Here is a 25,577-nt window from a genome sequence, read left to right as displayed (position 1 = left end):
AAACGACACTATATTTCCTCGTCCGCGAGGCGGTCGATGGCGTCGAGCGCACGCCGACAGACGGGAACGTAGCCCGCCGCGAGAAGGGGAAGTTCGAAGACGACGCGACTCCCCGTTTCGAAGGCTTCGACGCGGTGGCCGGTCGCCGGAACGCGCGCCACAGTCCACGTCCACCGAAACTCCTCGCAGGTCGTGATTTCGAAGGGAACCCAGACGCCGAGCGGCGTCCGAACCCGGCCGGTGGAGCCGACTCGAATCACGCGGTCGGAACACTCCACGTCGGTGACGGACGGTCCCCACGACGGCCACGCGGTCGTATCCGTCAGCACGGTCCAGACGCGTTCCGGCGGAGCGGCGGTCGTCCGCGAGACGGCAAGGTGACGTCCGTCGGGTCCGCGTTCGACTCGAACGTCGCTCTGCATACCGGGACGACGCGACGAGGGACGAAATCGGTGTTGCTCCCGGTACCCGGCCGACCGTCAGTCGAGGAGTTGTCGTACGAGGGTCGCCCAGTCGGCGTCCTCGTTCTCTTCGAGGTACTGTTGAATCCGTTCTCGGTCGGTCGTGGCGGAGTCGTTGCCGGAATCTTCACCGTCCGACGAGCCATCGCCGGAGCTTCCGTCGTTCGACGAATCGTCGTCCGAGGAATCGCCGCTGGAACCATCACCGGACGAGTCGTCGCCCGAACTACCATCGTCGGACGAACCGCCGTCGGACCCTCCCGAGGAGCGGTCGATGGAGTACTGGCTGAGGAGGTACTCCACGATTTCGAGTTCCCAATCGACGCGCGTCTCCAACGACGTTCCGTACCGGGTCGTTTCGACGATGAAGCCGGGCTTTTCGAGGTCCGAGTTCACCTTGTGGATCAACAGCGGTCGGTCGCCGTCTATCAAGTTACCGCGCTTGAACTCGTAGTAGTCCTCCCGGTCGCCGAGATGGTTTTCGTTCATGTACTCCGCAGCGTTCGTGGCGTTCCGCGGCGCATCGTCTATCGTCGTGGGGTAGATGGCCTGTCCGACGCCCTCGGGACCGACGTCCTTCTTGTAGATGCCCTTGGAGCTGTGTAGGTTGAACACGACGTCGGCATCGTAGTCGGTAACGACGTCCCAAATGGCTCGCGCGAGCGGGGTTTTCGGCTCCTCCCCCGGCGGGAACTGCCTGTTGAGATTCCCGCGGTCGTTCGAGTAGGTGTCGTCCTCTATCGCGGTCGGATTCGACTTCGGTATCAGGACGAGTTTCCCTTCGTCTATCGACCAGTCTCGCATCTTTGCTGCCGCCTTGTAGCCCGCCGGTTCGTTGCCGTGCATCCCCCCGACGACGACGGCCGTCGGACCGGACGACCCCGAGTCGATCACGACGACCTCCGTTTCGTCCTCCGTGCCCTCGCGAATCTTGTATGTATCCGTCGAACGTGCGCCACCAAGCCCCGTCGCCGAAACGCCGAGCGTCGTCGCTGCGACTGCGGCGGTTCCTGCTCGCAGGAACGTTCGTCGACTCGTCTGACTTTCCGAACTGTCGATCGTAAATTCCTTCATAACCCGCCCAAATCTACACATCCATTGACATTTTGTTATAGGCATCCTTCGAGCATAATCCCCGAGAAAGGGACGATAAACGTTCGTCGGCGGAAACGGATTACGCGATAAAGAGCGCTGGAATCGCCGTGTCACCGAACTTGATTCGTCCTAAGCGTCACCTGGTGTGAACGTCGGAATCGGTTCGGTAGTCGCACCGGGAACACCGACAGCCCGCGTACGGTGACCCATCATCCCCCTTCCCGAACCCGTCAGAAAATCGAATTGGCGTCGGACCGAGCGAGTGTCGGCGACACGCGACCGGTACGTTTCCGACGAAGCCTGAAACACCGTCAGTCACCGTAATTCACCGCGTTCGTCACGGCGTCGAATTCGAGGCCTCTGCCACCATACCCCACGACTGAACCTTTTTCACCCTCCCACACGGGGAATTACACATGCGAATCACGTTTCTCGGCACGGGAAGCGCGATGCCGACCGGCAGTCGGTTCCAGACCGGCATCGTCGTCGAGGACGACGGCCGTCGCGTTCTCGTGGACTGTGGCAGCGGCGTCCTCCACCGCCTCCAGCAGTCGGGCGTGGGCTACGAGAACGTCTCGACCGTCCTCCTCACCCACCACCACGTGGACCACGTTTCCGACCTCATGGCCCTCCTAAAAGCCCGCTGGCTTGCGGGCGAAGAACAACTCGAAGTCGTGGGTCCGACCGGGACCAAGGCCCTCATCGAGGGGCTTCTCTCCGTCCACGACTACCTCGACGGTCGGGTGGACCTCCAAGTGCGCGAAGTCGTCCCCGGCGAGGAGTTCTCCGTCGCCGACTTCGACGTCGAAGGGTTCGAGACGCGCCACTCGATGGACTGTCTCGCCTACCGGTTCGGGGACGCGTTCACGTTCAGCGGCGACAGCGAGGCGTTCGAGGGGTTGGCGAACTTCGCGGACGAGTGCGACGTGCTCGTCCACGATTGCTCGTTCCCCGACGAGGTGGACGTTTCGAACCATCCGACGCCGTCGCAACTCGGCGAAGCGCTGTCGGGGACCGACATCGGTCGCGTCTATCTGACCCACCTCTATCCGCACACGGACGGCAACCACGAGGCGATGTTGAAATCCATCGCGGAGCACTACGACGGCGACGTCGGGTTCGCGGAGGACCTGCTGTCGGTCGAAATATAGTCTTCGACCGCCGTTCTACACGTCTGCCGTCGTCCGTTCCGCGGGTTCGCCCGTTTCGACAGAAACCGATTCCTCGGGGAGCGTGAAGTTGGCGATACCGAGTGGTAGCTCCCGGCCTCGGATCGTGAACACCCGCCGAAGTCGCAACGCTCCGTCCAGACACAACTCGTCGCCGTCGATGCAGTGTTCGAGCCGAATCGTCCCCCACTCTCCTCCATCGATTTTCGTGACTTCGACGTTCTTCGGCGGCGTCTCGAAGTGTTTCGTCCAGACGAACGAACAGACAGTCTCCCCGTCCCGTGAGTGTCCCACGCGGACGCTCCCGCCGACTATGTGCGCGTCGAGGGTGCTGTCGTTGTCCAGCGTCAGTTCGACGGTGACGGACTCCCCCGACCGCTCGGTGGTCGTCTCGACGACCGAAACGTCCTCGACCAGCGGGCCGAACATCCGGTCTTCGTACCGCTCCGAGAGTTTCAAGCCGACGACAGGAACAAGCCTGACGAAGTAGTACACCGCGACGATAGCCAACTTCCCCGCCAGATACAGAAACATCCGTCCGAAATTTCGGCGGGGGCGCTGGTAAGCGTTCTTGCCGAACGGACGGAATATAGTCCGCCGGCCCACGCGGACTCAGTTCAGCCGATAGCGGAGCAACGCGGCAATGCCGCCGAGGTTCGATAGCCGTTCTCCCGGCGCGAACTCGTGGGAAAAGACGGTCACGTCGCCGCCCTTCCGCTCCACGTCGGTGATGATTTCGTTCACGTCGATCTCCCACTCGCCGCCCGCCTCGTCTTCGCCGAGCGCACCGCGTTCCTTGCGAAGTCGTTCGTCCAACACGAGCAGTTGCTCGACCGCACCGAAGTCCGTCGCCTGCTTGACCTCCTCGATGCCGTAGGCGGCCTTCGCGCCCTCCCCGATTCGCTTCATCAGGTCGTCGATGAGTTCCGCCTCCTCGGCGATGCGCGTCTCGGCCTGCACGTCGTCCACCGCTCCGCGTTTCAGTACCTCGTGGACGCCCCTGTCCCCGGAGGAACTCACGTCCACCGTCGTTATCTTCTCGGTCAGGTCGGGGTACGCCTCGGCGATGTGGTCGTAGGCGTCCTGTTTCGTGAACCCCGGCCCGGCGAGGATGATGGCGTCCACGTCGAGGTGCGAGAGCGCCGACCCCAACTGGTCGAACAGTTCGGTTCGGCCACCAGCGTACTCGCCCTTCCCGGTCGTTCCGGTGAACGACGTGTACTCGTCCGCGCCGTACTGGGCGACGGTGTGGATGTAGGCTTCGCCCTCCTCGACGGTGGCGATGGCGACGTCCGGATTGTCCGTCGCTTCGACCGCATCGTCCAGTCGGTCGAGTTGGTCGCGTTTCCACTCCTTCTCGATGGTTATCTTCTCGCGCTCCTCGACGTTGAGCGTGTGGTGGAGGCCCAACTGGTCCTCCCGCGAGCAGTCGGTGATGACCCCGCCGACGCGGACGCGGTTGGCGAACCGGTGGAACTCCACGTCCTCCACCCGGAGCGTGATGTGCATGTGTTCGCGCTCGCCGCCCGTATCCCGCATCTGGTCGTCGGCGCGCTGTATGCGCCGGGTCGTATCACCCGACACGTCGTCGCTCGGTTCGAGGAGATACGTCAGATGCCAGAGGTCGTCCAGACTCTCGGGGACGAGCGTGATGCGCTCACGGGTCCCGTCGATGGACGTCCGGTCGTGTATCTGCATGAATAGAAGTGTGTTTTCCGGCGGTAAGTGCCCTGCTATTCGCTCCCTAACGCGACGAGTCGTCCCGACGGAAACGAAAGAGAATCAGACCGCGGGTTGCCCGTCCTCGACTTCGGACCCCTTCTGCAGTCGGTGTTCGTCCGCTTCGGCGTACCCCCGTGCGTAGATGTACGCCGCGGTCACTTGCGCGTAGAAGCCGACGAACACGGCCGCGAGCCAACCGAGGAGCGGGACCGCGCCGACGGCGCTCGCGACGACACCGGCCACGACGAGGACGCCCAGCGCCAGCAGCCAACCCGTTCCGTACTCCCCGTCGCGGAGGATGGGCACGAGCGATTCGTACTCGAACGCCGACCCCATCGTGTTCTTCTCGGCGAACCGAACGAGCGCGGCGGGAAGGGCGTACCACACCGCGAGGCCGACCACCAGCGTCAGCACGCCGCCGAGGATGGCCACGAGGCCGCCTAGCGCGGGCGCGTTGTCCGCGAGCGCCACGCCGCCGCCGACGAACACGACGGCCAACACCGCCGGTACGAGCGCGTAGACGACCGTGATGACGACCGCCTTGAGTCCGTCTAGCGTTAATTTCGTCCAGTCGCCGAATCCCGGAGCGTCGGTGTCTCCGTCCGAAACACGGCGCAGGACGCGAATCACGTATCCCTGCACGATGAGTGCGGGGATGATGAGGAACCCGAAGATGATGAGCAGGCCGCCGACGAGTATCGTCATCGCGGCGTCGTCACTGTCCTTCAGGTACCGGATGCTTTCGTTGAACATTTGTGTCCCCCCTCGGGTCGAATCCCGTAGACTCTCCCGATACAGTACTCTAGACGACGCCTGAGAGCTTAACCGTTTGCTCGGGAGGAGGAGGTGTTAGAGCGAACTAACATCGGCGTCATGTCGAAAGACTCACACCAACGAAGCGACAACCGTTTGCGCATGGATTGGTCCGCGTCGAGGCGGCGGTTCGGTCGCTGTTGCTGTTCGGCAGTGCTCGGGATGTTCGCGGGTTGTAACGCCCTCTCGGATTCGAACGGAGAAACGAGCAGTACGACGAAAACGAACGGTAGATCGAAAGCACACGGAACGACCTCGAAATCAGAACGGGACGAAATCCCGATTTACGCGGTCAATCACACCGACGAGAAACAAGACCTCTCCATCGTTATTTCTGGGGGGACGGAAGTTATATCGAAGCGCTTTATTATTAAAACGGGAGAGCGAAAACGGATTTCCTCGGTCAGCAGTTCCAACCAGCCGATTACGGCGGAAACCCGGAGCGGCCTGAAAAACAGCAAGCCTGCAAAACCCGGTGCACTGTCCGTGACCATCGACATCCGAACCGATTCCATCGACATTCGGTCGGAAACGCTCACCGAACGAAACTGAACTCAGTCCACCATCCGACTGCCGCCCGCCGGGAGGAACTCCTGAATCAGGTCGGGACTCGCCACCTTGCGGACGAACGACGTGTCCTCGAACCGCTCGCGGAACTCGCGGTAGAGTCGCTTCGCTGCGTCGTTTTGGGCGTACTGGCCCGGTTCGACCTCGATGACGGTCTCGGCCTGCTTTTCGATGGCCGACGGCGGGCCGCCGATGACGCGGGTGTTCGGTTCGACGGTGATGCCGACGGCCACGCCGACCGCCGTGTCGTCGAAGTACGTCCGGTCGCCGCGAATCGTGAACGCACCTTTTTCGAGGTATTCGCCGCTCTCGGGCGTCTTCGACACCTGATCGGGGTTGACCATGTAGGCGTCGCCCGCGAAGCGGCCGTCCTTCCACACCGAGGAGTAGGAGACGGCGAACTGGGCGGCCTCCCGCTTGCTTTGCTCGGGCACGTCCACGTCCTTCGACGGCTCACTCGGGTCGGACGTTTTCAGGATGGTGATGGGTCCGCCGTGTGCCTGCGAGTGGAAGAACAGGTCGTTTCTGTCCATGTACTTCTTGACCAGTTCCTCGTTCTCGTCGGCGTTGCGCCCGCCGAGGACGAGGAAGCCGTCGGAGGTGCGGAACCAGCGGAACCGCTCGTACCACTGCTCCTGCTTCCGAACCGGAATCGACGCCCGCGACAGCCAGTCGATGTTCTCCGGTTCCGTCCGCTCCTCTTCTGGTTCTTCTTCCCACTGCTCGGCGCGTTTTTTGACTTCCTCCAACTCCTCGCGGGTGTCCTCGATGGCGGCCAGCGCGCCCTCCTTTTTCTCCTCGATTCGCTTGGCCTCCTGATAGAGGCGGTTGGCGTTCTTCTCCACGCCGTCGTCGGGGAAGAGCGTGATTTTCGTGTCGTCGATTTCGACCGTGACGGTTCCCTCGCTCGGGTCGATTCCCTGCACGGCTTCCGCCGCCTCGATGCCGCGCTCCGCACCCTCCTCGAATCGGGCTTCGATGTCCGCCCACGGCGTGTCCTCGGCGCGAGCATTCCGAACCGTGGCGAGGATTTCGTCCACGAAACCGTAGTTGGCGTAGAGGAGTTCCGCCTTCTCTCGCTCGGCGTCCGCCTTCCGTTCGAAGCCTTCGATGGCACCCTCCTGTTGGTCGATGATGCGCTGTTGCTTCTCGATTTGCGCTTGGAAGTCGGGTTTCTGCGGTTCGCCCGCGTCCTCGTTTTCGGACACGTCGAGGTTGGTGAAGTAGTCGTCAACAGCCGCGTTGAACGAGTCGAACGCCTCGGAATCCAACCCTTCGTACTCTTCGAGCGGGAAGGGCGTCACGTCAACTCGAACGTCGTCCTCGTAGTAGACCCGCGGGTCGAAGTCTCCGGTTTCCAGCGGTTCGCGGAGGCGCTCGATGGCCGCGTACAGCCGTTCGTACTCGTCCTCGTCGGCGTCCGCGATGTCCGTGACTTTCTCGACGCCAGCGCGGGTACAGACCTCCTCGGCGTACAACCCGCCGAAGTTGAGTTGCGTCGCCAGCGTCCGAACAACGTCGGTGTCCGAGTCGTTCATCCGGTACTCGAACTCCTCGTAGTCGATTTCGAGCGGATTCACACGCGAACTGGGGAACTCGTACTGAGACCCCGGCGCGACGGTGCGGGATTTGAGCCGAACCGTGTCCAGACAGTCGATGACCTCGTTGTTCTCGTCCAGCACGGCGACGTTGCCCTGTCCGAACAGCTCCGCGACGATGGTCGTATCGCCGTCCTCGCGCTTGAAGCGGAACTGGAGGATGCGGTCGAACTCGAACTGTTCGACGCCCGCGAAGTCAGCCCCCGAGAGGCGGTTGCGGAGCATCATGGCGAAGTTCGGCGGCCTGCCCGGCGCGGGCGGGACGTGTTCCGGTGCGACGGTGTGGGCGCGTTTCACCTCGCCCACTTCCACGAGCAGTTCGAGCCGACCGCGGTCGAAATCGCGCATCTTGAGGCGCAACAGGTCGTCGCCGTAGAGATACGCTTTATCGACCTTCGCGCCCTCGAAGGAGTTCAACTCCCGCGTGATGGCGGCGAGGTCGATGCTCGAAAGCTCTCGCTTTCTATCCATATCCCACGGTTTCTCGGGCGGGAGGAAAGGCGTGTCGTTCGACGCGACGGTCACGGGACGATTCGACGGAAATCAACAGTTCGTCACTCCGCGGGAACGGCGTACGGTTCGCCGCGCCGCCGGTTCCGCTTCCGGAGGTAGACCGCGTAGACGATGATGGCACCGATGAACGGCGGGATGAAGAACCCGATGAACATCCCGACGGCCCACATGTCGGCGGTGTCCATCCGTCGCTCTTTGGCATCTCGGTACACCCACGCCGCACAGAGGAGGGCGAGCGGAATCGCGAGGAACCACGGGATGACGATCTGGATTCCGGCCATGGCGGCAGTTCAGAGGACGCCGCTAAGTATCTTGTCGTCCAACTCCCATTTTCGGAGGGCGTCCGACTTCGATTTCGACGGTTCATCGAACACTCGATTTCGACGACCCGTCGCCGCTCACCCGTTTTCGAACGCGAGTTCGCCCCGCTCGACCGACTCCTCGGCGTTCTCGACGGTGCTCGTCGCGTACAGTCGTTCGAACTTCCGGTCGAACTGCTCGTCGGTCAGTTCGCCGCGGGCGTACCGATTGCGGAGAGCGACGACGGCCTCGTCCCTGTCGGACTCGACGGTCAGCAATCGCTCGACGCCGCGTTCGAACTGGGCTTCGCTGACCTCACCGGCGGCGTAGCGACGGCGGAAGGTCGAAAGGGCGTCGTCCGTCGAGTCCGTCGCGGTCGTCCCGGCATCGGTCCGCGTCGGCGACGTGCGCGGCTCGTTCGACTCGTGGACTATCGAGTCGGGCGTCCCGCTCGACTCGCGGTTCGACACGACGAACAGCGTGACGGCGATGACGACGACGGACCAGAGGAGGACAGCGAGGAACGCGTTCCCGCCGAAGAGCGCCACGATACCGAGGAAAAAGAGGAAAAACGAGGCGACGGCGAAGATGACGACGTGGTTTCGGACTCCCGAATCGGCCATTATCGAACAGTCGATGTGATAGCACAAAAACTAATCGACGGCGCTATTCCCCTTCCAAATCCCGCACGGTGAGCACGGGCGTCTCCGAGCGGCGAATCACCGTCTCCGCGACGCTCCCCATCACGAACCGGTCGATACCCGTCCGACCGTGGGTCCCCATCGAGAGCAGGTCGATGTCGTGGTCCTCCGCGTAGTCGAGGAGTTGCTCGGCCGGTCGTCCGCGGAGGAGTTCCCGTCTGGCCTCCGCGCCCGCGCTCCGAATTCGCGAAACGGCATCGGCACACGCCCCGCTCCCCTCGTCCTCCATCAGTTCAGCCAGCGACCCCGACCGGGCGATGCGCGAATCGACGACGTAGACGACGTGCACGAAGGCGTCGTACTCCGCCGCGAGCGCGGCGCACACTTCGATGGCGCGCTCGGACCCTTGCGTCCCGTCGACCGCCAAGAGGACGTTTTCGTACTCCGGCGTGGGAACGTCGTCCCCGGCTCGAACCGTCAGCACGGGAACGCGGGCGAGTCGGTTGACCTTGCGCGCCGTGCTCCCCACGAAGTAGCGTTCGATGCGGCCGCGGTGTCCCGTACCCATCGAGATGCCGTCGATGTCGTGCTCCTCCGCGTAGTCGAGGATTTCCCGGAACGGGAGTCCCGACGTCATCGCTTCCGTCACGTCGATGCCGCGCTCGCGCCCCCGTTCAGCCACCGCCGCGGTCGCCTGTTGTCCCTCCGTTTCGAGCAGGTCCACGAGCGTGGCCAGCCCCTCGTCGGCGTTGCCCACCTGCAGTTGCGGCGTGTCGATAACGTACAGCGCGTGGACCGTCGCACCGGTTTTCTCGGCGATTCGAAGGCCGTGTTCGATGGCCCCCGCCGTGGCTCTCCCGCCGTCCGTCGGAACGAGAATCGAGTCGAACATCGTCACCGATGCGTTCGACGGGCACGGACTTCAATCGATTTCCCCGCCGCCGGTCGGAGGGTGGAAAGGAAAATTCGGCGACACGATGGATTTTGTCGGGAGCGCCCGAATTATTGAGGTAGCCATTTGTCACCGACCGATGAATGAACGGTGGGGTCGCACGTGAGCGGCGCGACGCGTGACTACGGGGGTACGAATGGTGATTCCGCTTCAAACAGGTGTTCCGATTCCACCGATAACGAACAGTATGCTCGTCGTTCTCGGAATCATCCTCGTCGCGTTCGTCCTGTTCGTGACGGAACTGTTCCCCGTGGACGTGACGGCGCTCATCGTCCTCGTCCTCCTCATGGTGCTCGGGCCGTGGACGAAGGTGTCGCCGACGGACGGCCTCTCGGGATTTTCGAACGAGGCGACCATCACGGTCCTCGCAATGCTCATCCTCAGCGAGAGCGTCCGGCGAACCGGCGCGGTGCAACTGCTCGGCCACCGTGTAGCGGGACTCGTCGGTGACAGCCAGTTCAAACAAGTTTTCGCAACGGTCGGCCTCGCGGGGTCGGTCTCCGGGTTCATCAACGACACGCCCGTCGTCGCGTTGTTGGTCCCCTTCGCGTCCGACCTCGCCCACCGCGGCAACACGTCGCCGTCGAAGCTGATGATTCCGCTCTCATACGCGGCCATGCTCGGCGGGACGCTCACGCTCATCGGCACGTCCACGAACCTACTGGCGAGCGGGCTCGCACAGCAACTGCTCGGGCGCTCGCTCGGCATTTTCCAGTTCACGCCCGTGGGCATCGTCGTCCTCGTCACCGGCGTGCTCTACCTCGTCTTCGTCGCGCCGCGGTTGCTTCCCGAGCGCGTCAGGCCGCGCGAGACGCTCCTCGAAGAGTACGAGGTCGAGGAGTATCTCGCCGAACTCGTCGCGCCCGAAACGTCGCCACTCGTGGGGACGCCCATCTCCGACATTCCGGCCGAAGCGGGATTCGGCGGCGAGGTGAAGGAAGTTCTCCGCGAGGACGCCGTGCTGTCGCCGTTTTCGGACGAGTTGGTGGAGCCGAACGACCGCTTTCTCATCTCGGCGAGTCGGCCCGACCTCACCTCGCTCATCGAGGAGGAGGCGTTGAACCCGCTCCCCACGGTCGGCCGCGAACCGGCGGTCACGGAGGAACCGGCGCGGAGCGACGACACGGAAAGCGTCCTCATCGAAGTCGTCATCCCGACCGATTCGGCGCTCATCGGTGAGACCATCGAGACGAGCACGATACTCCAGCGGTACGACGCGACGCTCGTCGCCCTCCAGCGCGGTGACGTTCGACTGCCGCGCGTCCGCGAGACCGAGTTCACCGTCGGCGACCTGCTGTTGCTGCAACTCCCCGCCGACGAACTGGAACGCGTGGCCGAGACGCGCGACCTCATCGTCGCCCGGGAAATCCCCCGCGAGGACTACCGGTACGACAAGATTCCCGTCGCCGTCGCCATCCTCGCGGCCGTCGTTGGGTCGGCGGCGCTCGGACTGTTGGAGATTCAGGTCGCCGCCTTGGCGGGCGTCGTGGGGATGGTCCTCTCCGGCACCCTCGCGCCGACCGAACTTTACGAGGGCGTGGACTGGACCGTCATCTTTCTCCTCGCGGGGGTGATTCCGCTCGGCATCGCCATGGAGAACACGGGCACCGCCGCGTTCCTCGGCGCGCTCGTCGCCACGACGGCGCAGTACCTCCCGACGGTCGCCGTCCTCGGCGTGTTCTACGCGGCGACGGTCGTCCTCACCAACATCGTCAGCAACAACGCCACCGTCGCGCTCATGGTCCCCGTCGCCATCAACGCCGCCCGCGAAATCGGGACGAACCCGCTCGCCTTCCTGCTCGCCGTGATGTTCGCCGCCAGCGCGGCGTTCATGAGTCCCGTGGGGTATCAGACCAACCTGTTCGTCTACCGACCGGGCGGCTACCGCTTCACCGACTTCGCCCGCGTCGGCATCCTGCTCCAGTTGATACTCGCCGTCGTCACGCCGCTCGCAATCGCTGTTTATTTCGGCCTCTGATGGAGTCTACTTCGGTCTCTGACGGGGCACTGTCGTCGGGGTCGTGGGAGGACCCCGCGGACTGCCTGAACGGCCACCTCTATTTCCCTCCGACGAGAACCCCGGCGTATGACCGACCACGCGACCGACTCGTCATCCGATGTCGACTCGGAAACCGCTTCGAACGACGCGCGGACGAACGACTCCCCGACGGTGCTCGTCCTCCGCCGGGGGACACACGGCATGCCGGTATCGGACTACGCCGACGAACTCCGCGAGCGCCTGCCGAACCACGAAATCCTGCACGCGAGCACGCCCGACGAGGAGCGCGAATATATCGCCGACGCCGAAATCGTGACCGGGATGACCATCGACGAATCCCTCCTCGCCCACGCCGAAAACATGGAACTGTTCGCGTGCGCCTACGCCGGAACGGGACACCTGCCGCTCGACGCCCTCGAATCGCGGGGTGTCGCGGTGACGAACGCCTCGGGGGTCCACGGCCCGAACATCGCGGAGCACGTCGTCGGCGCGATGTTGACCTTCACGCGGAAGTTCCTCCGCGCCGGGCGACAGCAGTCGCGCCGCGAGTGGCGGCACTTTCAGGCCCACGAACTGCAGGGCAGTACCGTGACAGTGGTGGGGTTGGGTGCAATCGGGCAGGCCATCGTGGAGCGGTTGGACGGCTTCGGCGTCGAAACCGTCGGCGTCCGCTACTCGCCCGAAAAGGGCGGCCCGACCGACGAGGTGGTCGGCTTCGACGACCTGCACGACGCGCTCGCCCGAACGGACTACCTCGTGCTGGCCTGCCCGCTGACGGACGACACGCGCGGCCTGCTCGACGTTGCGGCGTTCGACACCCTGCCGTCCCACGCCGTGCTGGTGAACATCGCCCGCGGCAAGGTGGTCGAGACGGACGCGCTGGTCTCCGCGCTCCGAGGGAACCACATCCGCGGGGCGGCGCTGGACGTGACCGACCCCGAACCCCTGCCGGAGGACCACCCGCTGTGGACCTTCGAGAACGTCCTCATCACGCCGCACATGGCGGGACACACGCCCGAATACTACTCCCGCTTGGCGGATATCGTGGCCGAAAACGTCGCACACGCGACCCAGGCGGGGTCGTACGACGACCTCCGGAATCGGGTTCGATAACGGCTGGTTCGGAAGTTTCTACCCGTCAACCGTGGAAATAGATGGATAGCAAAAGCGGGGTCCGCAATCGCGTTCGGTGCGTGCGGAACTACCAGATTTGGGCGGCGGGCGTCTCGCAGGTGTCACAGACGACCGCCTCGTTTCCTTTGTAGGTGTCTCGAACCAACTCGCCGTCGGGACACCAGTGGCATTCTTCTCCTTCGAGGCGTCCGATGACGCCCTGCTCGATCGTCAAACTCATTCCGTTTCCCATATTCCCCCCGCCGTGCTATGAATTTGCTGGCCCCACCGGTTCGTCGTACAGGTAGTTTATCCCCCAGCAGTCGCTAGGTGTGACCATGAGCGAACAGCCATCCGACACCCCGGAGAGCGACGAGGAGTGGCGCGAGCGATTGACGGACGAAGAGTACCGCGTCCTCCGCGAGCAGGGAACGGAACGGCCCCACACCGGCGAGCATCTGGACCGAACGGACGACGGCACCTACGTCTGTGCCGGGTGCGGCGCGGAACTGTTCGATTCGGATACGAAGTACGACTCCCACTGCGGCTGGCCGAGTTTCTACGACGTGCCGACGGAGAACGTCGAGACGCGACAGGACACCAGCCACGGCATGGTCCGAACCGAAGTCGTCTGCGCGAACTGCGGCGGCCACCTCGGCCACGTCTTCGACGACGGCCCGGAACCGACCGGAAAGCGCTACTGCATCAACAGTGTCTCGCTCGACTTCGAGGACGAGTAGACGACGACATCGACAGAGGAATCTGCCGAATCGCGCATCTTTTCGTTCCGTTCGCTGACGTATAGCCATGGACCTCACGCTGCTCGGGTCGGGCGGGAACTTCCCGATGCCGATGCCGACGTGCGACTGTCAGGTGTGTTGCGAAGCGCGGGAGAAGGGTGTGCCGTACTCGCGGGCAGGCAACGCCACGTTCGTCCACGACGTCAACGCGCTCGTGGACGCTCCGGAATCCATCTGGCGCATGCTGAACCGCGAGGCGATTTCCGACGTGAAGTACATCTTCGTCTCGCACCACCACAGCGACCACGTTCGCGGACTCCGGGTCGTGCAAGCGCTCGGCCGTGGCGGGTTCCCGGTGGCCGACTGGGAGAACGCCGACCCGCCGACCATCGTCCTGAGCGAGAACACGTACGAACTGTTCGGGCAGGCACACGGTATCCTCGCCGAGTACGAAAACTGGGGATTCGCGGAATTCGAAACGCTGAACGACGGCGAGACGCTCGCCCTCGGCGACGTCGAAGTCACCTGCTTCGGATGGGAAATCGAACCCGGCGAGGGGACCCTCATCTTCGGCTTCCTGTTCGACGACGGCGCGTCGAAAACCCTCGTCACGCCGGACGAGACGAAGTTCCTCGACACCGCCCGCCTGCCGGACGATATCGACCTCTGGATTCGGGAGTGCGGCCTGTTCCGAACCGACCCGCGTGGGAACCCGATTCTCACCGACGACCTCTGGGAAGAAGAGACGAACCTCGAAATCACGTTCGAGGAGACCGTCGAACAGGTCCAGGAGGTGGGTGCAGAACGGACGGTGCTCGCCGAAATCGAGGAACTGTTCCAGCGAAGCCACGACGACCTCCGCGAACTGGAGGCCGAGTACGAGGACCTCAACCTCCGCTTCGGCTACGACGGAATGGGCCTCTCCGTTTGAGATGCGAACGCCCCCCGTCCGCTCGCCACAAGAAAACGATGACTTTGCTGTGACTGTGCTCGCTACGAGGTAGTCCCCGAAAGCCCCCGCCACGCTCGCGGTCTATGTGCTGGATATTCTGGCCGCTCCGCGAGGAACGAGCGGGGAGGTGAACGGCGGAGCCTTTCAGAAATCCCACCCAGCACAGCACCGCAACGGCCACACCCTCCCCAGCCGATTGCGTTTCTCGGCCCCCGAAAGAGCAGAGCTCTTTCGTGCTCCCCCCTCGCTCGCACGGGAAGACAAACCGCGTCTTCCCTGCCCTCGCTCGTTTCACTCACTCGGGGAACTCCGGCCTCCGATACCTGCGGGCCGCGGCCGCAGGTCAGCGAGACGCGACCCGTCTCGCAAGCCTCATCCCTCGCGTGATAACCAGCAGGCCCTCAGCCGACCGCTGGCTTCGGGACTGCTGGCGCACGCGCCCGAAGAATCGATTCAACGTCACGCAACTCGGATGTTCCATCGTGGCGCGCGCTGGCGGGACGACGCGGCCATCCTCGGCCGCGTCGTCTCGGTGCAGTCGCGCGAGGGATGAGCGAAACGAAGTGGAGTGAATCGGCTGGGGAGGGAGTGGCTCTTGCGGTGCGGGTGCGGTTTCAGTGACGTCTGTCGTTGCACTCACAGCGAGGCCAAAATCACGATGTAGCGAACCGACGGGAGCGTTCGAGGTCTGTTCTATAACATTCTCGGTGATGTCGAACGGAGACTGCCTTGTTCGTGGCGAATCCGCTCAAAAAATCCCGAATTCCACTATCCGACTAACAGACGTAGCCGGTGCGCCAGTGCTCGACCGAAACGCTGTGCATGGGGATGTCGTGCTCTTCGAACAAATCGTGAATGTCGAGTAGCAACTCTTCGCTCACGTCCTCGGGGGACACCGCGCCGAGGCGGAGGAGCGTCTGTTCGGTGGCGATACGTTTTTCCGAAGAAGGTTCGTTGTTCGACATGCTTTGGGTAGCTGCCTGAAGCAAACGGGGTCAGTGCTACTACACTGGCCTTTCGGCGGACACCCCGGTTTGCTTCGTCCGACATATCAAATTCTAACTAGTTAATTCTATTGGTTCGGTGGATCGTGAGAGAGGACGAAAACCGGTCTACTCTCCTTCGAACGAGGATTCCTCGTCGCCGAAGAACGCGTCCAGTCCGCGCCGGTAATCGTCGGTCGCGGTCATCCGCGCGATGGTGTCGGTTTCGGCGGCCATCTGGGCCGAGAGGTCGCGGCCCGCACTTCGGTTGAACAGGCGCTTCGTCGCGCCGTGAGCGCGGGTCGGACCGTCCGCGAGTCTCGCGGCGAGTTCGGCCAATCGGTCGTCGAACTCCGAGGCGACTTCCGTGGCGAGTCCCATCTCGACCGCCCGTTCGGGTGAAATCGGCTCGTCCAGCAGCGCAATCTCCTTCGCCCGGCGCAAGCCGACGAGTTTCGGGAGGAAGAACGTCGAACCGGCGTCGCCCGTCAATCCGACGCGCGGGTAAGCGAACTCCAACCGCGCGTCCTCGGCGAGCAGAACGATGTCGCCCGCCAGCGCGAGGCCGAACCCGCCGCCCGCCGCGACGCCGTTGATGCCGGTGATGACGGGTTTCGGTGCCCGTGAGAGATTTTCGATGGCGCGGTGAAGCGAGGAGGCGATGCTCCTGAGCGTTCTGCCGTCGCTCGCGTCGCCCGAGAGCACGGACAGGTCCGCGCCCGTATTGAACGCGCCGTCGGACCCGGTGAGGACGATACACCGCGAATCGTCCTCGTACAGGTCGGCCGTGACCGTGCGCAGTTCGGACGCCATCGCGGGGTTCATCGCGTTGTGCGTCTCCGGCCGGTGCATCGTCACGCGCGCCACGTCGTCGGTCCGTTTGAGGGTCAAGTGATCGAACTCTGCCATACGATTTATCCGAGCGGAATCGTGAAAACGATACCGCGACGTTTCGGAAAACGATTCCCATATCGGAAGGTTAAGAATTTAGTATCCCTCCTTGAGTAGCGTAGGAACATGGAGCGATTCGACGTTGCTATCGTGGGCGGGGGCCCCGCGGGGATGGCGGCCGGAGAACAGGCCGGGACACACGGCGCGAGCGCCGTCGTCCTCGAACAGGGCGTCCCACGCGAAGACCGAGAGTTCCTCGGCCCGGATTCGACCGACGCCGCCGGAATGCTCGACTACTGGGTAGACATCATGGACGAGGACTATCGGGATATCCCGGATCACGTGGTCCTGCAGGAACTCGATGCGGTGGACTTCCTTGGCCCGAACGAGGCCGCGACCCTCCGCGGCACCGGCATCGACTCGTCGTACCCCGAGATGGGCTTTACCTTCAACCGCGCGCGGATGGACGACTGGTTCCGAGAGCGCGTCGAGGACGCGGGGACGGAGTACCGCGTCGGCGTCGGCGTCAGGCGCGCCGAAACCGACCTCGACGTCGAGTACCGCCACACCCTTCGACTCGCCGACGGCGAGGACGTCGAGGCGAAATACCTCGTGCTCGCCGACGGGCCACAGCGCCGCGTCACGCTCGGCACACTCGACCAGTTCATGCCCGAAGGCAGTTCGGTCAGCGACTCCCTCAGCCCGCCGACGGCGAATCACATCGCGTATCAGGAGTACCGCGAGTTCCCCGAGGAGGTCTTCGAGAAATCCTCGCTCAAGTTCTGGTGGGGCATCATCCCCGGTGAGACGGCCTACCCGTGGGTCTTCCCGAACGACGGCACGGTGGCCCGCGTCGGCCTCACGATGCCCATCGGGATGACGTTGGACGACGTGGACGACCCCGACTCCTACGCCCTCCTCCGGTCGGACGACGACGGCATCCCCCGCGCCGGGGAGTACATCCGCCGCCTCCTCGAACGCGAGTACGGCGACGAGTACGACATCGAGACGGACTTCCCGCTCGTGGAAGACCGCGGCAAATCGAAGGGCACCGAGACGTACCCCATCTCTTCGACGCGACCCATCGACTCGCCCGTCGAAGCGGGCATCGCGGTCGCTGGCGGCGCGATGGGAACGACCAGCGCGTTCCACGAGGGGGGCTACCACGTCGCGGTTCGGTCGGGCAAAATCGCCGGGAAACTCGCCGCGACCGACGACATCGAATCGTACAACGACGAGTGGAAGGCCGCAATCGGCGACGAACTCCTCCGCAACATCGCGTTCGCCGACATCGTAGCGGAGTACGGCCCGGACGACTGGGACAAGACCTTCGCCATGGTCGATAACCTCCTCGGCGAGGACGGCAAGGGCCTGAACAAGTCGAGTTTCTCCTCCGGCGTCCGCGGCGCGAAACTCGTCGCGCGCTACAAGAAGGCGAAGTTCGGCTACCGGAAGGACTACGTGCAGGTCGCCGAATCCGATTACGTCTACTGATTTCTCCCGTTTCGACGCTTCTCGTTCGTTTTGTCTCCCCTCTCGCTTCGGCTCTTCTCGTCCCGTTTCGTATCGTTCGTCTCGTTTCTTCGCCCTCGTGGTATCTCCCCGCGAACCCGGAAGGCCCTTATCCGGCGTCCGTCTACGTTTTCGTGCACACCTTAGTCCCCGCCGGAGTAATCCCACTTCGGGAGCGATGACCGCGCGGAGAACCCGGGTGTGCGACAGTACGAGTTGGTGAACTCCAAAATCACCGCCCCGAGTCAGGGACCACTGGCTCCGAAGTCGGTTGCGGTTACTGACGCGACCCGCTTCGACGGTTCGGCCGTCACAAGTCGGCGATTTACTCGCCCGCCCGGCACGAGGGTTTGCCAGCCGACTCGGCACGCCGCCACGGAATGAGGCTGGATGTTAGTGTTCCGGGCGTACATCGACCTTTTACAGCGGTCGCTACGCTCGCTTGCAAAAGCTCGGCCAAAAGCACTCCTCCTTCGCTTCACTCCGAAAGACGCGACGAGTCTTTCGTGCTCTCGTTCGCAGGGTAAGAGCGATGTTCTTGCTTGTTCTCGTTCACTTCGTTCACGAGAACTCCTTCGTCACTCACGAGAACTTCGTTCCGCGAAGTCGTCGGCCTCGCTCACGTTCGGTTGCGTGAGTGAATCGGCGACCTACCGGATCCTTCGACGTATTCGAAAACATAAAAATAAAGCGGTCACTTTTAAGGATTATGTCTCGTCCCCGTACAAGACGCTCGCTGCTCGCAGCAACCGGTACAGCGGCTTTCCTTCCCTTTAGCGGTTGTTCGCAATTGACCGGGAACCAGTCTCCCTCTCAGAAATATAGCATCAAGCAATTGCAAGTGGTGAACAGCCACAACGAACCCCACGACCTCATCATCGTCGTGACCGAAAACGAGAAAGCAAAGTTTGCCCGCTCGGTACACATTCACGCCGCCGTCGACGGCGAGTACGCAATCGATTCGAAGAACAAGGTGTGGACTAATCCAGTCGGGCAGGGACGGTACGTCATATCCGTGAAGGTAGACGACCAACCACCTCGATCACGTAGGTACAAACCGTATCAAGATTCGTCGTGTCTGAGAGCCATCCTCAACATCAACCGCGATGGTCAATTTTCCTTCACTAAGGTTCACTGCGAGTAAAATCGACGCTGCTAATGCGTTCGTAGTGCGGACTTATCGATGTCTTCGGCGTGCCGACGATGTACTCCATCCGAACGACCTCGAAAGCGGCCCTCAACGCACCCTACCCGTCTCCGGACCGTTCGGAGCGACGTTCGTCGATAGTCGCGGTTATACCGCGGCGGTATCGGGCGGCCAGCGTCGTCACCACGAGGCGGTCGCGGTCGTTGACGCCGAGCGAAACGAGGGTGCCGACGTACGTCACAGCGCCCAGCGCGAGGCCGACTGCGACCACATCGACCCCGGTGAGCGTCTCGCGGACGAGAACCATGACACCTATCGTCGCGGTGCCAGCCCCGAGCGGTTTGAGAAACGTCGCGTCGAAGGGCCACAATCCCTCGAAGTGCCGGAGGAGGACGACTTGGATGGAGTTCTGGACGGCGATGGCGACGGCCGTGCCGAGTGCCGCCCCGGGCAGGCCGAACGCTCGGATGAACGCGAACGTGAGCAGCGTGTTCAGCACGGCCAGCAACCAGTCCAGCGCCATCCGGGCGTACTGGTGGTCGGTCATCATGAGTAGCCAGCCAGTCGCGCCGACGGCGCTGCCGACCAGGACGCCGCCGAGATAGACCACGAGCGGAACGTAGCCCGCCGTGAAGTTCGGGCCGAAAGCGGACAGAATCGCCCGTCCGTAGACGACCAGCACGGCGAGAATCGGGACGACGCAGGTGACGATGAGTCGCGTCACCGCCGTGTACACCGCGTTGAGCGTCTCCATCTCGTCGTCGGCGTACAGTCCCGACGCGACCGGCGGCAGGAGCATGTTGAACGAGAGGAGCGGAATCCACGCCAGCGCCACCAAAACGAGCACGACGTTGTAGACCCCCGCCGCGCTCGCGGTTAGCAGGAACCCAACGAGCATCACGTCCACGCGGTTCTGGAACACCTTGCCGAGGCTGCTCAGCGCGATGGGACCCGAGTGGTTGTAGAAGCGCCGGGCCTCCGAGCGGACGCCGCCCAAGCGGGGTCGGATACCGGTCGTCGAGACGACAATCGGGACCCCCACGAGCACGAGTCCGGCCATCCCGACGACGAACGCGCCGGCGACGCCGACCACCGAGTATCCCAGCGCCATCGCGCCCACGGCACCTGCCAGCGTAACGACCGGGCGGAGCACGCGATTGAACAGCACCTCCCCTTGGGCCGACTGCACCGCCCTGAGGACCCCGGCGTGAACCCTGACCAGTCCGACGAGGACGATCAGGGCCGCGAACAGCCGTATCGTCGGCGGGAAGTCGGGATGCGAGACCGTCGCGCCGTTGAGCCACTCGCTGCCGAGGATCAGCCCACCGGCGAGTCCGAGGCCGACGACGAGCGTCGTCAGGTACGCCAGTCCAACCACTCGGCCCTGCCGGTCCGAATCGTCACTGTAGGCGGAAAGGTACCGTTGGAGCGTCTGAACCGACCCGAAGTTCACAAGCCGAAACAACAACTGGGTGATTCGCCACGCGAAGGCGTAGACGCCGTAGACGACCGGGCCGAGCCCCTGTGCGAGCGCGTACTCGGTCGCCGCCTTCAGCACCTGCTGGAGGGACTGTCCGCCGGAAGTGACGACCGCACCGTGACCGATGGTCAACAACGCCTTGCGTTCGTCTTCGGGAATCCCGTCGTCGGATGTCTCGGTGGCCATCGTCGCGTCACTGTCTGCTCGTTGCACGCCGATAAGTCGCCTGATTCCTCCCGTCGATGGCCGCGACCGTGAGGTCCGTGTGGTTGGTTTCGTGGCTAAAATCCGTGGGGTATCGACGGTGTGGCAGGATTCGTTCCGCCGGTAATACGCTCGAATTACAAAACTAGAGTATGTATTTATTTATCATACTAGTTATTGCTACGGTGATGAAATCCAAAAATAGCGGCGTGGGACGGCGGCGATACCTTCGAGGTGCGGGCGCACTGACGACGGTGGCGTTGCTCGGAAGCCCGGCCGAAGCGGGCGAGCGGGACCATCGCGGACATCACCGGCACGGACGAGGGGACGACCACCACGGACGGCGACCCGACAAGCGAATCGTCGGTTACTATCCCTCGTGGGCGGGCGACTACGCGCCTCACGACGTGCCGTACCACAAGCTGACCCACCTGAACTACGCGTTCCTGGAAACGGAGGCGAACGGCGAGGTCAAACTCGCCGTCACCGGGGACTCGGCCCCCGAAGTACTCGCGGAGTTCGAGGCGATAACCCACGAACGACATCACACGTCGTTCATGCTCTCCATCGCGGACTTCGGGAGCAATATGTCCGCCGTCGCCGCGAGCGCCGACGCCCGCGAACGGTTCGCGCGAACCGCCGTCGAACGGCTCCGACGGTACAACTTCGACGGCATCGACATCGACTGGGAGTACCCCGACGGGTCGGTCCGCGAGGACGACCCGGAGAACTTCACGTTGCTGTTGGAGGAGCTCCGTGGAAAACTGGACGAAGCGGGGGCGGCGGACGGCCGGTACTACGAACTCAGCATGGCGGCGGCGCCGATTCCGTCGAACATCGACCCGCTGGAAGTGGAGAAAATCGCCGACTATCTGGACTTCGTCAACGTGATGAACTACAACTTCTACGGGAGTTGGAGTTCCGCAACGAACTTCAACGCGCCGCTGTACGCCCCCTACGAGGACCCGACGTACTGGCAACAACTCCTGACGGTGGACAACGCGATGCGGTACTGGGCCGACCAGCCGATTTCGCGGGACAAACTCGTCCTCGGAACGCCGTTTTACGGCTTCGCCTTCGAAAACGTCGAGAACGAGAATCGAGGCCTCTTTCAACCGTTCGACGGCGCGGACACCAAATCGTACGACGACATCCGGCAGCTCAAGACCGAACCGCACTACCAGTACCACTGGCATCACGAGGCGCGCGTCCCGTGGCTGTACTCCGAATCGGACGACGTCTTCGTCACCTACGACGACAGCCACTCGGTCATGGAGAAGTCGCGGTACGTCCGAGACAACGACTTCGGCGGGATGATGTGTTGGGAACTCTCCCACGACCCCAGCAACACGCTCATCGGTTCGATTCACGCCGTACTCGGCTGCTCGCACCGTCGATAATTTCTATCTTCTACAGAATATATTTATATATTAACCCTCTGTTAGATTTTGTTCGAAGGCATTGGTACGACACGTCATAGCATGAAACTTGACAGGCGAACGCTCCTGCGTTCCGTGGGTGGAACGGTTGCGACGGCGGGCGGACTGGGAAGCGCGGGAACCGCGGCGGCGACGGGTAGCTACACGAATCACTACTACGACGGCTTCGACTACTGGAAGTACGTCCCGGACTCCGCGGGGTCGAACCCCCCGCTCGTGGTGATGCTCCACGGCTGTTCACAGAACGCGGACCAGTTCCGCGAGGAGACGCGGATGAACGACGTGGCGGACCGCGAGGGGTTCGTCGTCATCTACCCCGACCAGTACAACGCGCGGAACGCGGCCGAGTGTTGGAACTGGTTTTACGACGCGAACACGATGCGGGGCTACGGCGAAGCGGCCGTCATCGCCGGAATGACCCAAACGACAATCGACGCCGAGGGTTGTGATCCCGAGCGCGTCTACGTCGCCGGGCTTTCGGCGGGTGCCGCGATGGTCCCGAACCTACTCGCGGAGTACGCCGACGTGTACGCGGCGGGCGGAGTCCACTCCGGGTTGGAGTACGACGCCGCCGACACCGCGACGGGTGGAACGACGGCCATGACGTACGGCGGCCCCGACCCCTACGAGAAGGGAATCGACGCCTACGACGCGATGGAGTCCTACGGCATCACGAGCGAACTGCCGACCATCGTCTTTCACGGCACGGCCGACACCACCGTCTATCCGATAAACGGCGAGCAAGCCACGATACAGGCGATTCAGACCAACGACCTCGCTTCGGACGGGTCGAACGACGACAACGTGGACGCGACCGCTGACCGCACGTACAGCGGGCAGGGACCGAATTTGGACTACTCCGTCTCGGAGTACCACGACGAAAACGGAAACTCGCTCGTCGAGCACTGGACCGTGGACGGGATGGACCACGCGTGGTCCGGCGGCGTTTCGGGCGGCGAGTTCACCGCCCCCGGCGGTCCGGACGCCAGCCAGATCATCTGGGATTTCGTCTCGGGGTACACGAGGGGTGAGTGAGCGTGACGATGAAACGGCGCACGCTCCTGAAATCCGTCGGCGCGACGGTCGGCGGGGGTGCGCTACTCTCGGGTGCGAGCAGCGCGGCCGCGGGGTCGTACACGTCGGAAACGTACGGCGGGCGAACCTACACGAAGTACGTCCCGACGGGCGCGGACGGGTCGGCGATTCCGCTCGTCGTCATGCTCCACGGCTGTACCCAGAGTCCCGACCAGTTCAAGGACGAGACGAAGATGAACGAGGTGGCCGAAAGCGAGACGTTCATCGCCATCTACCCCGACCAGACGACGAGCGCGAACGCCAACGAGTGTTGGAACTGGTTCGAGGACGCGAACACGACGCGGGGCAACGGCGAAGCCGCACTCATCACCGGGATGGCACGGGACGTGATGGCGACGAACGCGGTGGACGAGAGCAGGGTCTTCCTCGCAGGGTTCTCCGCCGGAGCGGGCATGGTCCCCAACTTGCTCGCCGCCTATCCCGACGTGTACGCCGCGGGTGCGGTCCACTCCGGGTTGGAGTACGACGCCGCCGACAGCGTGACCGGCGGAACGACCGCCATGACGCAGGGCGGGCCGGACCCGCAGCAACAGGGGACCGCGGCGTATCAGGCCATGGAATCGAACGGCGTCACCGACGCGATTCCGACCATCGTCTTCCACGGCACCAGCGACTACACCGTCTACCCCGAGAACGGGGAGCAGGCCGCGGAGCAGGCCACCCAGACCAACGACCTCGCCGCCGACGGGACGGACGACGACGGCATCGACCACACCGCCGACGCCACGCGCGACGGGCAGGCCGAGAGCCTGAGCTACACCGTTTCGGAATATCACGACGAAAACGGGACCACCGTCGTCGAAAAGTGGATGGTCGATAGCATGGGCCACGCGTGGTCGGGCGGCGCACAGGGCGGTTCGTACACCGCTCCCGGCGGACCGGACGCCAGCCAAATCATCTGGAACTTCTTCGCGGACCATCCGCGCGACGGCGGTGGCGGCGGTGGTGACGGAAACACCGCACCGACCGCCGCCGCCGGTGCGACGCCGAGTTCGCCAGCCGTCGGCGAGACGGTCACGTTCGACGCGAGCCAGTCGAGCGATTCGGACGGCTCGATTGCGAGCTACGACTGGGCCTTCGGGGACGGCGCGAGCGCGAGCGGCGCGACGGTAACCCACAGTTACGGGTCGTCGGGCGAGTATAGGGCCACGGTAACCGTCACCGACGACGACGGGGCGACGGCGACCGACTCGGTGACCGTCACGGTCGGGTCCGGCTTCTCCGGGTACTGTGGCGCGGCGTATAACTACGAGCACGGGGACGCAGGGCGGGCGTATCAGGACACCTCGACGGGGGCCTACTACGCCGTCGGCTCCGACGACTACCTCGGCTTCCCGGCCTATACCAGCACGCTAAAGGAGACCTCGGAGGGGTACTACGAGACCGTCAGTTCGTGTTGACGCGGTTCCGTACGGCCGGAAAACCCGACCCCGTCTTTTTCGGGCGGGCCAACGTTAATGAGGCTCGGACGACAACCGATACGCATGAGTACTGATGCCGCACCGAACGGGAAGGACGGCCCGCAGATCGAGGTGACGGAGGACGCGGCCGAGCAAGCGCTGTCCCTGTTGGACAGCGAGGGACTCGACAGTTCGGTCGCCGGACTTCGCCTATTCGTTCAGCAGGGGGGCTGTGCGGGACTTTCGTACGGCATGCGATTCGACGACGAACCGGAATCCGACGACACGATTTTCACGCACTACGGCTTGCGCGTGTTCGTGGACCCGGCGAGCATGAACTACATCGAGGGAAGCGTCGTGGATTACGAGACCGGCCTGCAGGGTGCGGGCTTCCACGTCGAGAACCCCAACGTGGTGTCCGAATGTGGCTGTGGCGAGAGCTTCCGAACCTGATTCGAGGAAGAAAGAAAATTCGTTTTTCGTCCGTCTTCCGGCGGTCTCGCTTCTTTTCGCTTCCCGTTACTCTTCGAGTTCGAACGCGACGGTTACTTCGGCCTGATATTCGCGTCCTTCGACCGAGGCGACTTCGACGCCGAGGGTGTCCACTTCGACCCATTTGACGTTATCGATGGTTTCCTCGGCCCGGTCGATCGCGTTTTCGGTGGCCGCGTCGAAACTCTCGTCGCTCGTTCCGATGAGGGTGATCTTCTTGAACACCATGACGTCTGTGTGATACCCCGTCACCGGTAAAAATCGCATCGGCCGTCGCGGTGGTTTCTGCCGTTTCGCGC

At 63.5% G+C, this 25,577-nt stretch carries 26 protein-coding genes; 11 read left to right on the top strand and 15 right to left on the bottom strand.

Annotated elements, in window-relative coordinates; genetic code table 11:
- Nucleotides 1–8 precede the first annotated feature (8 nt).
- The gene (locus V5735_RS16100; protein ID WP_423744431.1) at nt 9–422 is read right to left on the bottom strand and encodes an SRPBCC family protein; all 414 of its coding nucleotides are present in this window, start codon (nt 420–422) and stop codon (nt 9–11) included.
- Nucleotides 423–479: 57 nt separating this feature from the next.
- On the bottom strand, nt 480–1,535 hold the full coding sequence (locus V5735_RS16095) for a succinylglutamate desuccinylase/aspartoacylase family protein (protein WP_423744430.1): 1,056 nt from the start codon (nt 1,533–1,535) through the stop codon (nt 480–482).
- 437 nt (nt 1,536–1,972) lie between these two features.
- Between V5735_RS16095 and V5735_RS16090 the strand changes: the two genes are divergently transcribed.
- Entirely contained in the window at nt 1,973–2,707 is a 735-nt protein-coding gene (locus V5735_RS16090) for an MBL fold metallo-hydrolase (protein ID WP_423744429.1), read from the top strand.
- A gap of 15 nt (nt 2,708–2,722) precedes the next feature.
- On the opposite strand, the gene V5735_RS16085 is transcribed toward V5735_RS16090, so the two are convergent.
- The 3 genes from V5735_RS16085 to V5735_RS16075 all read right to left on the bottom strand — a co-directional run bounded on the left by V5735_RS16085 (nt 2,723) and on the right by V5735_RS16075 (nt 5,200).
- Nucleotides 2,723–3,259: a hypothetical protein gene (locus tag V5735_RS16085; protein WP_423744428.1), complete on the bottom strand. Its 537-nt coding sequence runs from the start codon at nt 3,257–3,259 to the stop codon at nt 2,723–2,725.
- A gap of 78 nt (nt 3,260–3,337) precedes the next feature.
- The gene (locus V5735_RS16080) at nt 3,338–4,423 is read right to left on the bottom strand and encodes an mRNA surveillance protein pelota (protein ID WP_423744427.1); all 1,086 of its coding nucleotides are present in this window, start codon (nt 4,421–4,423) and stop codon (nt 3,338–3,340) included.
- A gap of 84 nt (nt 4,424–4,507) precedes the next feature.
- Nucleotides 4,508–5,200 carry a DUF4013 domain-containing protein gene (locus tag V5735_RS16075; protein WP_423744426.1) on the bottom strand — a complete coding sequence of 231 codons (693 nt, stop codon included), beginning with the start codon at nt 5,198–5,200 and terminating at the stop codon, nt 4,508–4,510.
- A 162-nt stretch (nt 5,201–5,362) separates the two neighbouring features.
- Here V5735_RS16075 and V5735_RS16070 point away from each other — a divergent pair, with 162 nt between their 5' ends.
- Entirely contained in the window at nt 5,363–5,812 is a 450-nt protein-coding gene (locus V5735_RS16070) for a hypothetical protein (protein ID WP_423744425.1), read from the top strand.
- Between the two features lie 2 nt (nt 5,813–5,814).
- On the opposite strand, the gene rqcH is transcribed toward V5735_RS16070, so the two are convergent.
- The 4 genes from rqcH to V5735_RS16050 form a co-directional block, all read right to left on the bottom strand.
- A complete protein-coding gene (rqcH, locus tag V5735_RS16065; RefSeq protein WP_423744424.1) occupies nt 5,815–7,896 on the bottom strand; it encodes a ribosome rescue protein RqcH in 2,082 nt (693 codons plus the stop codon).
- Between the two features lie 83 nt (nt 7,897–7,979).
- A complete protein-coding gene (locus V5735_RS16060; RefSeq protein ID WP_423744423.1) occupies nt 7,980–8,219 on the bottom strand; it encodes a hypothetical protein in 240 nt (79 codons plus the stop codon).
- Between the two features lie 117 nt (nt 8,220–8,336).
- Nucleotides 8,337–8,861, bottom strand: a complete 525-nt coding sequence (locus tag V5735_RS16055) for an SHOCT domain-containing protein (protein WP_423744422.1) — start codon at nt 8,859–8,861, stop codon at nt 8,337–8,339.
- 43 nt (nt 8,862–8,904) lie between these two features.
- Entirely contained in the window at nt 8,905–9,771 is an 867-nt protein-coding gene (locus tag V5735_RS16050; protein ID WP_423746039.1) for a universal stress protein, read from the bottom strand.
- Between the two features lie 247 nt (nt 9,772–10,018).
- On the opposite strand from V5735_RS16050, the gene V5735_RS16045 reads away from it, so the two are divergent.
- Both V5735_RS16045 and V5735_RS16040 read left to right on the top strand, forming a co-directional pair.
- Nucleotides 10,019–11,809, top strand: a complete 1,791-nt coding sequence (locus V5735_RS16045; protein WP_423744421.1) for an SLC13 family permease — start codon at nt 10,019–10,021, stop codon at nt 11,807–11,809.
- 108 nt (nt 11,810–11,917) lie between these two features.
- Nucleotides 11,918–12,943, top strand: coding sequence for a D-2-hydroxyacid dehydrogenase (locus tag V5735_RS16040; RefSeq protein WP_423744420.1), 1,026 nt, complete (start codon nt 11,918–11,920; stop codon nt 12,941–12,943).
- A gap of 88 nt (nt 12,944–13,031) precedes the next feature.
- Here the strand turns inward: V5735_RS16040 and V5735_RS16035 are convergent, their stop codons facing one another.
- A complete protein-coding gene (locus tag V5735_RS16035; RefSeq protein WP_423744419.1) occupies nt 13,032–13,184 on the bottom strand; it encodes an HVO_A0556 family zinc finger protein in 153 nt (50 codons plus the stop codon).
- Between the two features lie 97 nt (nt 13,185–13,281).
- Here V5735_RS16035 and msrB point away from each other — a divergent pair, with 97 nt between their 5' ends.
- Both msrB and V5735_RS16025 read left to right on the top strand, forming a co-directional pair.
- Nucleotides 13,282–13,683 (top strand): peptide-methionine (R)-S-oxide reductase MsrB, encoded by a 402-nt coding sequence (gene msrB, locus V5735_RS16030; protein ID WP_007977705.1) that lies wholly within the window; start codon nt 13,282–13,284, stop codon nt 13,681–13,683.
- Nucleotides 13,684–13,750: 67 nt separating this feature from the next.
- Nucleotides 13,751–14,614, top strand: coding sequence for an MBL fold metallo-hydrolase (locus tag V5735_RS16025; RefSeq protein WP_423744418.1), 864 nt, complete (start codon nt 13,751–13,753; stop codon nt 14,612–14,614).
- Nucleotides 14,615–14,978: 364 nt separating this feature from the next.
- On the opposite strand, the gene V5735_RS16020 is transcribed toward V5735_RS16025, so the two are convergent.
- The 3 genes from V5735_RS16020 to V5735_RS16010 all read right to left on the bottom strand — a co-directional run bounded on the left by V5735_RS16020 (nt 14,979) and on the right by V5735_RS16010 (nt 16,527).
- Nucleotides 14,979–15,275, bottom strand: coding sequence for a hypothetical protein (locus V5735_RS16020; RefSeq protein ID WP_423744417.1), 297 nt, complete (start codon nt 15,273–15,275; stop codon nt 14,979–14,981).
- Between the two features lie 136 nt (nt 15,276–15,411).
- Nucleotides 15,412–15,600 carry a hypothetical protein gene (locus V5735_RS16015; protein WP_423744416.1) on the bottom strand — a complete coding sequence of 63 codons (189 nt, stop codon included), beginning with the start codon at nt 15,598–15,600 and terminating at the stop codon, nt 15,412–15,414.
- A 147-nt stretch (nt 15,601–15,747) separates the two neighbouring features.
- Nucleotides 15,748–16,527 carry an enoyl-CoA hydratase/isomerase family protein gene (locus V5735_RS16010; RefSeq protein WP_423744415.1) on the bottom strand — a complete coding sequence of 260 codons (780 nt, stop codon included), beginning with the start codon at nt 16,525–16,527 and terminating at the stop codon, nt 15,748–15,750.
- Nucleotides 16,528–16,635: 108 nt separating this feature from the next.
- Here V5735_RS16010 and V5735_RS16005 point away from each other — a divergent pair, with 108 nt between their 5' ends.
- Complete coding sequence (locus tag V5735_RS16005; protein WP_423744414.1) at nt 16,636–18,003, top strand: NAD(P)/FAD-dependent oxidoreductase; 1,368 nt, start codon at nt 16,636–16,638, stop codon at nt 18,001–18,003.
- A 1,265-nt stretch (nt 18,004–19,268) separates the two neighbouring features.
- Here V5735_RS16005 and V5735_RS16000 read toward each other — a convergent pair.
- Nucleotides 19,269–20,834: a lipopolysaccharide biosynthesis protein gene (locus V5735_RS16000; RefSeq protein ID WP_423746038.1), complete on the bottom strand. Its 1,566-nt coding sequence runs from the start codon at nt 20,832–20,834 to the stop codon at nt 19,269–19,271.
- A gap of 206 nt (nt 20,835–21,040) precedes the next feature.
- Here V5735_RS16000 and V5735_RS15995 point away from each other — a divergent pair, with 206 nt between their 5' ends.
- The 4 genes from V5735_RS15995 (at nt 21,041) to V5735_RS15980 (ending at nt 25,239) form a co-directional block, all read left to right on the top strand.
- Nucleotides 21,041–22,252 carry a glycoside hydrolase family 18 protein gene (locus tag V5735_RS15995; protein WP_423744413.1) on the top strand — a complete coding sequence of 404 codons (1,212 nt, stop codon included), beginning with the start codon at nt 21,041–21,043 and terminating at the stop codon, nt 22,250–22,252.
- 81 nt (nt 22,253–22,333) lie between these two features.
- Entirely contained in the window at nt 22,334–23,326 is a 993-nt protein-coding gene (locus tag V5735_RS15990) for an alpha/beta hydrolase family esterase (protein ID WP_423744412.1), read from the top strand.
- Nucleotides 23,323–24,786, top strand: a complete 1,464-nt coding sequence (locus V5735_RS15985; RefSeq protein WP_423744411.1) for a PHB depolymerase family esterase — start codon at nt 23,323–23,325, stop codon at nt 24,784–24,786. Before V5735_RS15990 ends, V5735_RS15985 begins: the two co-directional genes overlap by 4 nt.
- An 84-nt stretch (nt 24,787–24,870) precedes the next feature.
- Nucleotides 24,871–25,239, top strand: a complete 369-nt coding sequence (locus V5735_RS15980) for a HesB/IscA family protein (RefSeq protein ID WP_007977725.1) — start codon at nt 24,871–24,873, stop codon at nt 25,237–25,239.
- Between the two features lie 66 nt (nt 25,240–25,305).
- Here the strand turns inward: V5735_RS15980 and V5735_RS15975 are convergent, their stop codons facing one another.
- The gene (locus tag V5735_RS15975) at nt 25,306–25,506 is read right to left on the bottom strand and encodes a dodecin (protein ID WP_007977727.1); all 201 of its coding nucleotides are present in this window, start codon (nt 25,504–25,506) and stop codon (nt 25,306–25,308) included.
- Nucleotides 25,507–25,577 lie beyond the last annotated feature (71 nt).

The organism is Haladaptatus sp. SPP-AMP-3 (assembly GCF_049568665.1).
Taxonomy (GTDB): Archaea; Halobacteriota; Halobacteria; order Halobacteriales; family Haladaptataceae; genus Haladaptatus; species Haladaptatus paucihalophilus.
Note: the sequence above shows the minus strand (reverse complement) of the source record. Positions and strands in the feature narration are given on the sequence as shown.

What these genes read in the sequence shown, in the direction of transcription:
- V5735_RS16090 (WP_423744429.1), top strand. Translation starts at nt 1,973, where the DNA reads ATGCGAATCACGTTTCTCGGCACGGGAAGCGCGATGCCGACCGGCAGT.
- V5735_RS15995 (WP_423744413.1), top strand. Translation starts at nt 21,041, where the DNA reads ATGAAATCCAAAAATAGCGGCGTGGGACGGCGGCGATACCTTCGAGGT.
- V5735_RS16045 (WP_423744421.1), top strand. Translation starts at nt 10,019, where the DNA reads ATGCTCGTCGTTCTCGGAATCATCCTCGTCGCGTTCGTCCTGTTCGTG.
- V5735_RS16015 (WP_423744416.1), bottom strand. Translation starts at nt 15,600, where the DNA reads ATGTCGAACAACGAACCTTCTTCGGAAAAACGTATCGCCACCGAACAG.
- V5735_RS16100 (WP_423744431.1), bottom strand. Translation starts at nt 422, where the DNA reads ATGCAGAGCGACGTTCGAGTCGAACGCGGACCCGACGGACGTCACCTT.
- V5735_RS15990 (WP_423744412.1), top strand. Translation starts at nt 22,334, where the DNA reads ATGAAACTTGACAGGCGAACGCTCCTGCGTTCCGTGGGTGGAACGGTT.
- V5735_RS15980 (WP_007977725.1), top strand. Translation starts at nt 24,871, where the DNA reads ATGAGTACTGATGCCGCACCGAACGGGAAGGACGGCCCGCAGATCGAG.
- V5735_RS16040 (WP_423744420.1), top strand. Translation starts at nt 11,918, where the DNA reads ATGACCGACCACGCGACCGACTCGTCATCCGATGTCGACTCGGAAACC.
- V5735_RS16060 (WP_423744423.1), bottom strand. Translation starts at nt 8,219, where the DNA reads ATGGCCGGAATCCAGATCGTCATCCCGTGGTTCCTCGCGATTCCGCTC.
- V5735_RS16025 (WP_423744418.1), top strand. Translation starts at nt 13,751, where the DNA reads ATGGACCTCACGCTGCTCGGGTCGGGCGGGAACTTCCCGATGCCGATG.
- V5735_RS16075 (WP_423744426.1), bottom strand. Translation starts at nt 5,200, where the DNA reads ATGTTCAACGAAAGCATCCGGTACCTGAAGGACAGTGACGACGCCGCG.
- V5735_RS16095 (WP_423744430.1), bottom strand. Translation starts at nt 1,535, where the DNA reads ATGAAGGAATTTACGATCGACAGTTCGGAAAGTCAGACGAGTCGACGA.
- V5735_RS16070 (WP_423744425.1), top strand. Translation starts at nt 5,363, where the DNA reads ATGGATTGGTCCGCGTCGAGGCGGCGGTTCGGTCGCTGTTGCTGTTCG.
- V5735_RS15975 (WP_007977727.1), bottom strand. Translation starts at nt 25,506, where the DNA reads ATGGTGTTCAAGAAGATCACCCTCATCGGAACGAGCGACGAGAGTTTC.
- V5735_RS16085 (WP_423744428.1), bottom strand. Translation starts at nt 3,259, where the DNA reads ATGTTTCTGTATCTGGCGGGGAAGTTGGCTATCGTCGCGGTGTACTAC.
- V5735_RS16000 (WP_423746038.1), bottom strand. Translation starts at nt 20,834, where the DNA reads ATGGCCACCGAGACATCCGACGACGGGATTCCCGAAGACGAACGCAAG.
- V5735_RS16080 (WP_423744427.1), bottom strand. Translation starts at nt 4,423, where the DNA reads ATGCAGATACACGACCGGACGTCCATCGACGGGACCCGTGAGCGCATC.
- V5735_RS16055 (WP_423744422.1), bottom strand. Translation starts at nt 8,861, where the DNA reads ATGGCCGATTCGGGAGTCCGAAACCACGTCGTCATCTTCGCCGTCGCC.
- V5735_RS16010 (WP_423744415.1), bottom strand. Translation starts at nt 16,527, where the DNA reads ATGGCAGAGTTCGATCACTTGACCCTCAAACGGACCGACGACGTGGCG.
- V5735_RS16005 (WP_423744414.1), top strand. Translation starts at nt 16,636, where the DNA reads ATGGAGCGATTCGACGTTGCTATCGTGGGCGGGGGCCCCGCGGGGATG.
- rqcH (WP_423744424.1), bottom strand. Translation starts at nt 7,896, where the DNA reads ATGGATAGAAAGCGAGAGCTTTCGAGCATCGACCTCGCCGCCATCACG.
- msrB (WP_007977705.1), top strand. Translation starts at nt 13,282, where the DNA reads ATGAGCGAACAGCCATCCGACACCCCGGAGAGCGACGAGGAGTGGCGC.
- V5735_RS16035 (WP_423744419.1), bottom strand. Translation starts at nt 13,184, where the DNA reads ATGAGTTTGACGATCGAGCAGGGCGTCATCGGACGCCTCGAAGGAGAA.
- V5735_RS16050 (WP_423746039.1), bottom strand. Translation starts at nt 9,771, where the DNA reads ATGTTCGACTCGATTCTCGTTCCGACGGACGGCGGGAGAGCCACGGCG.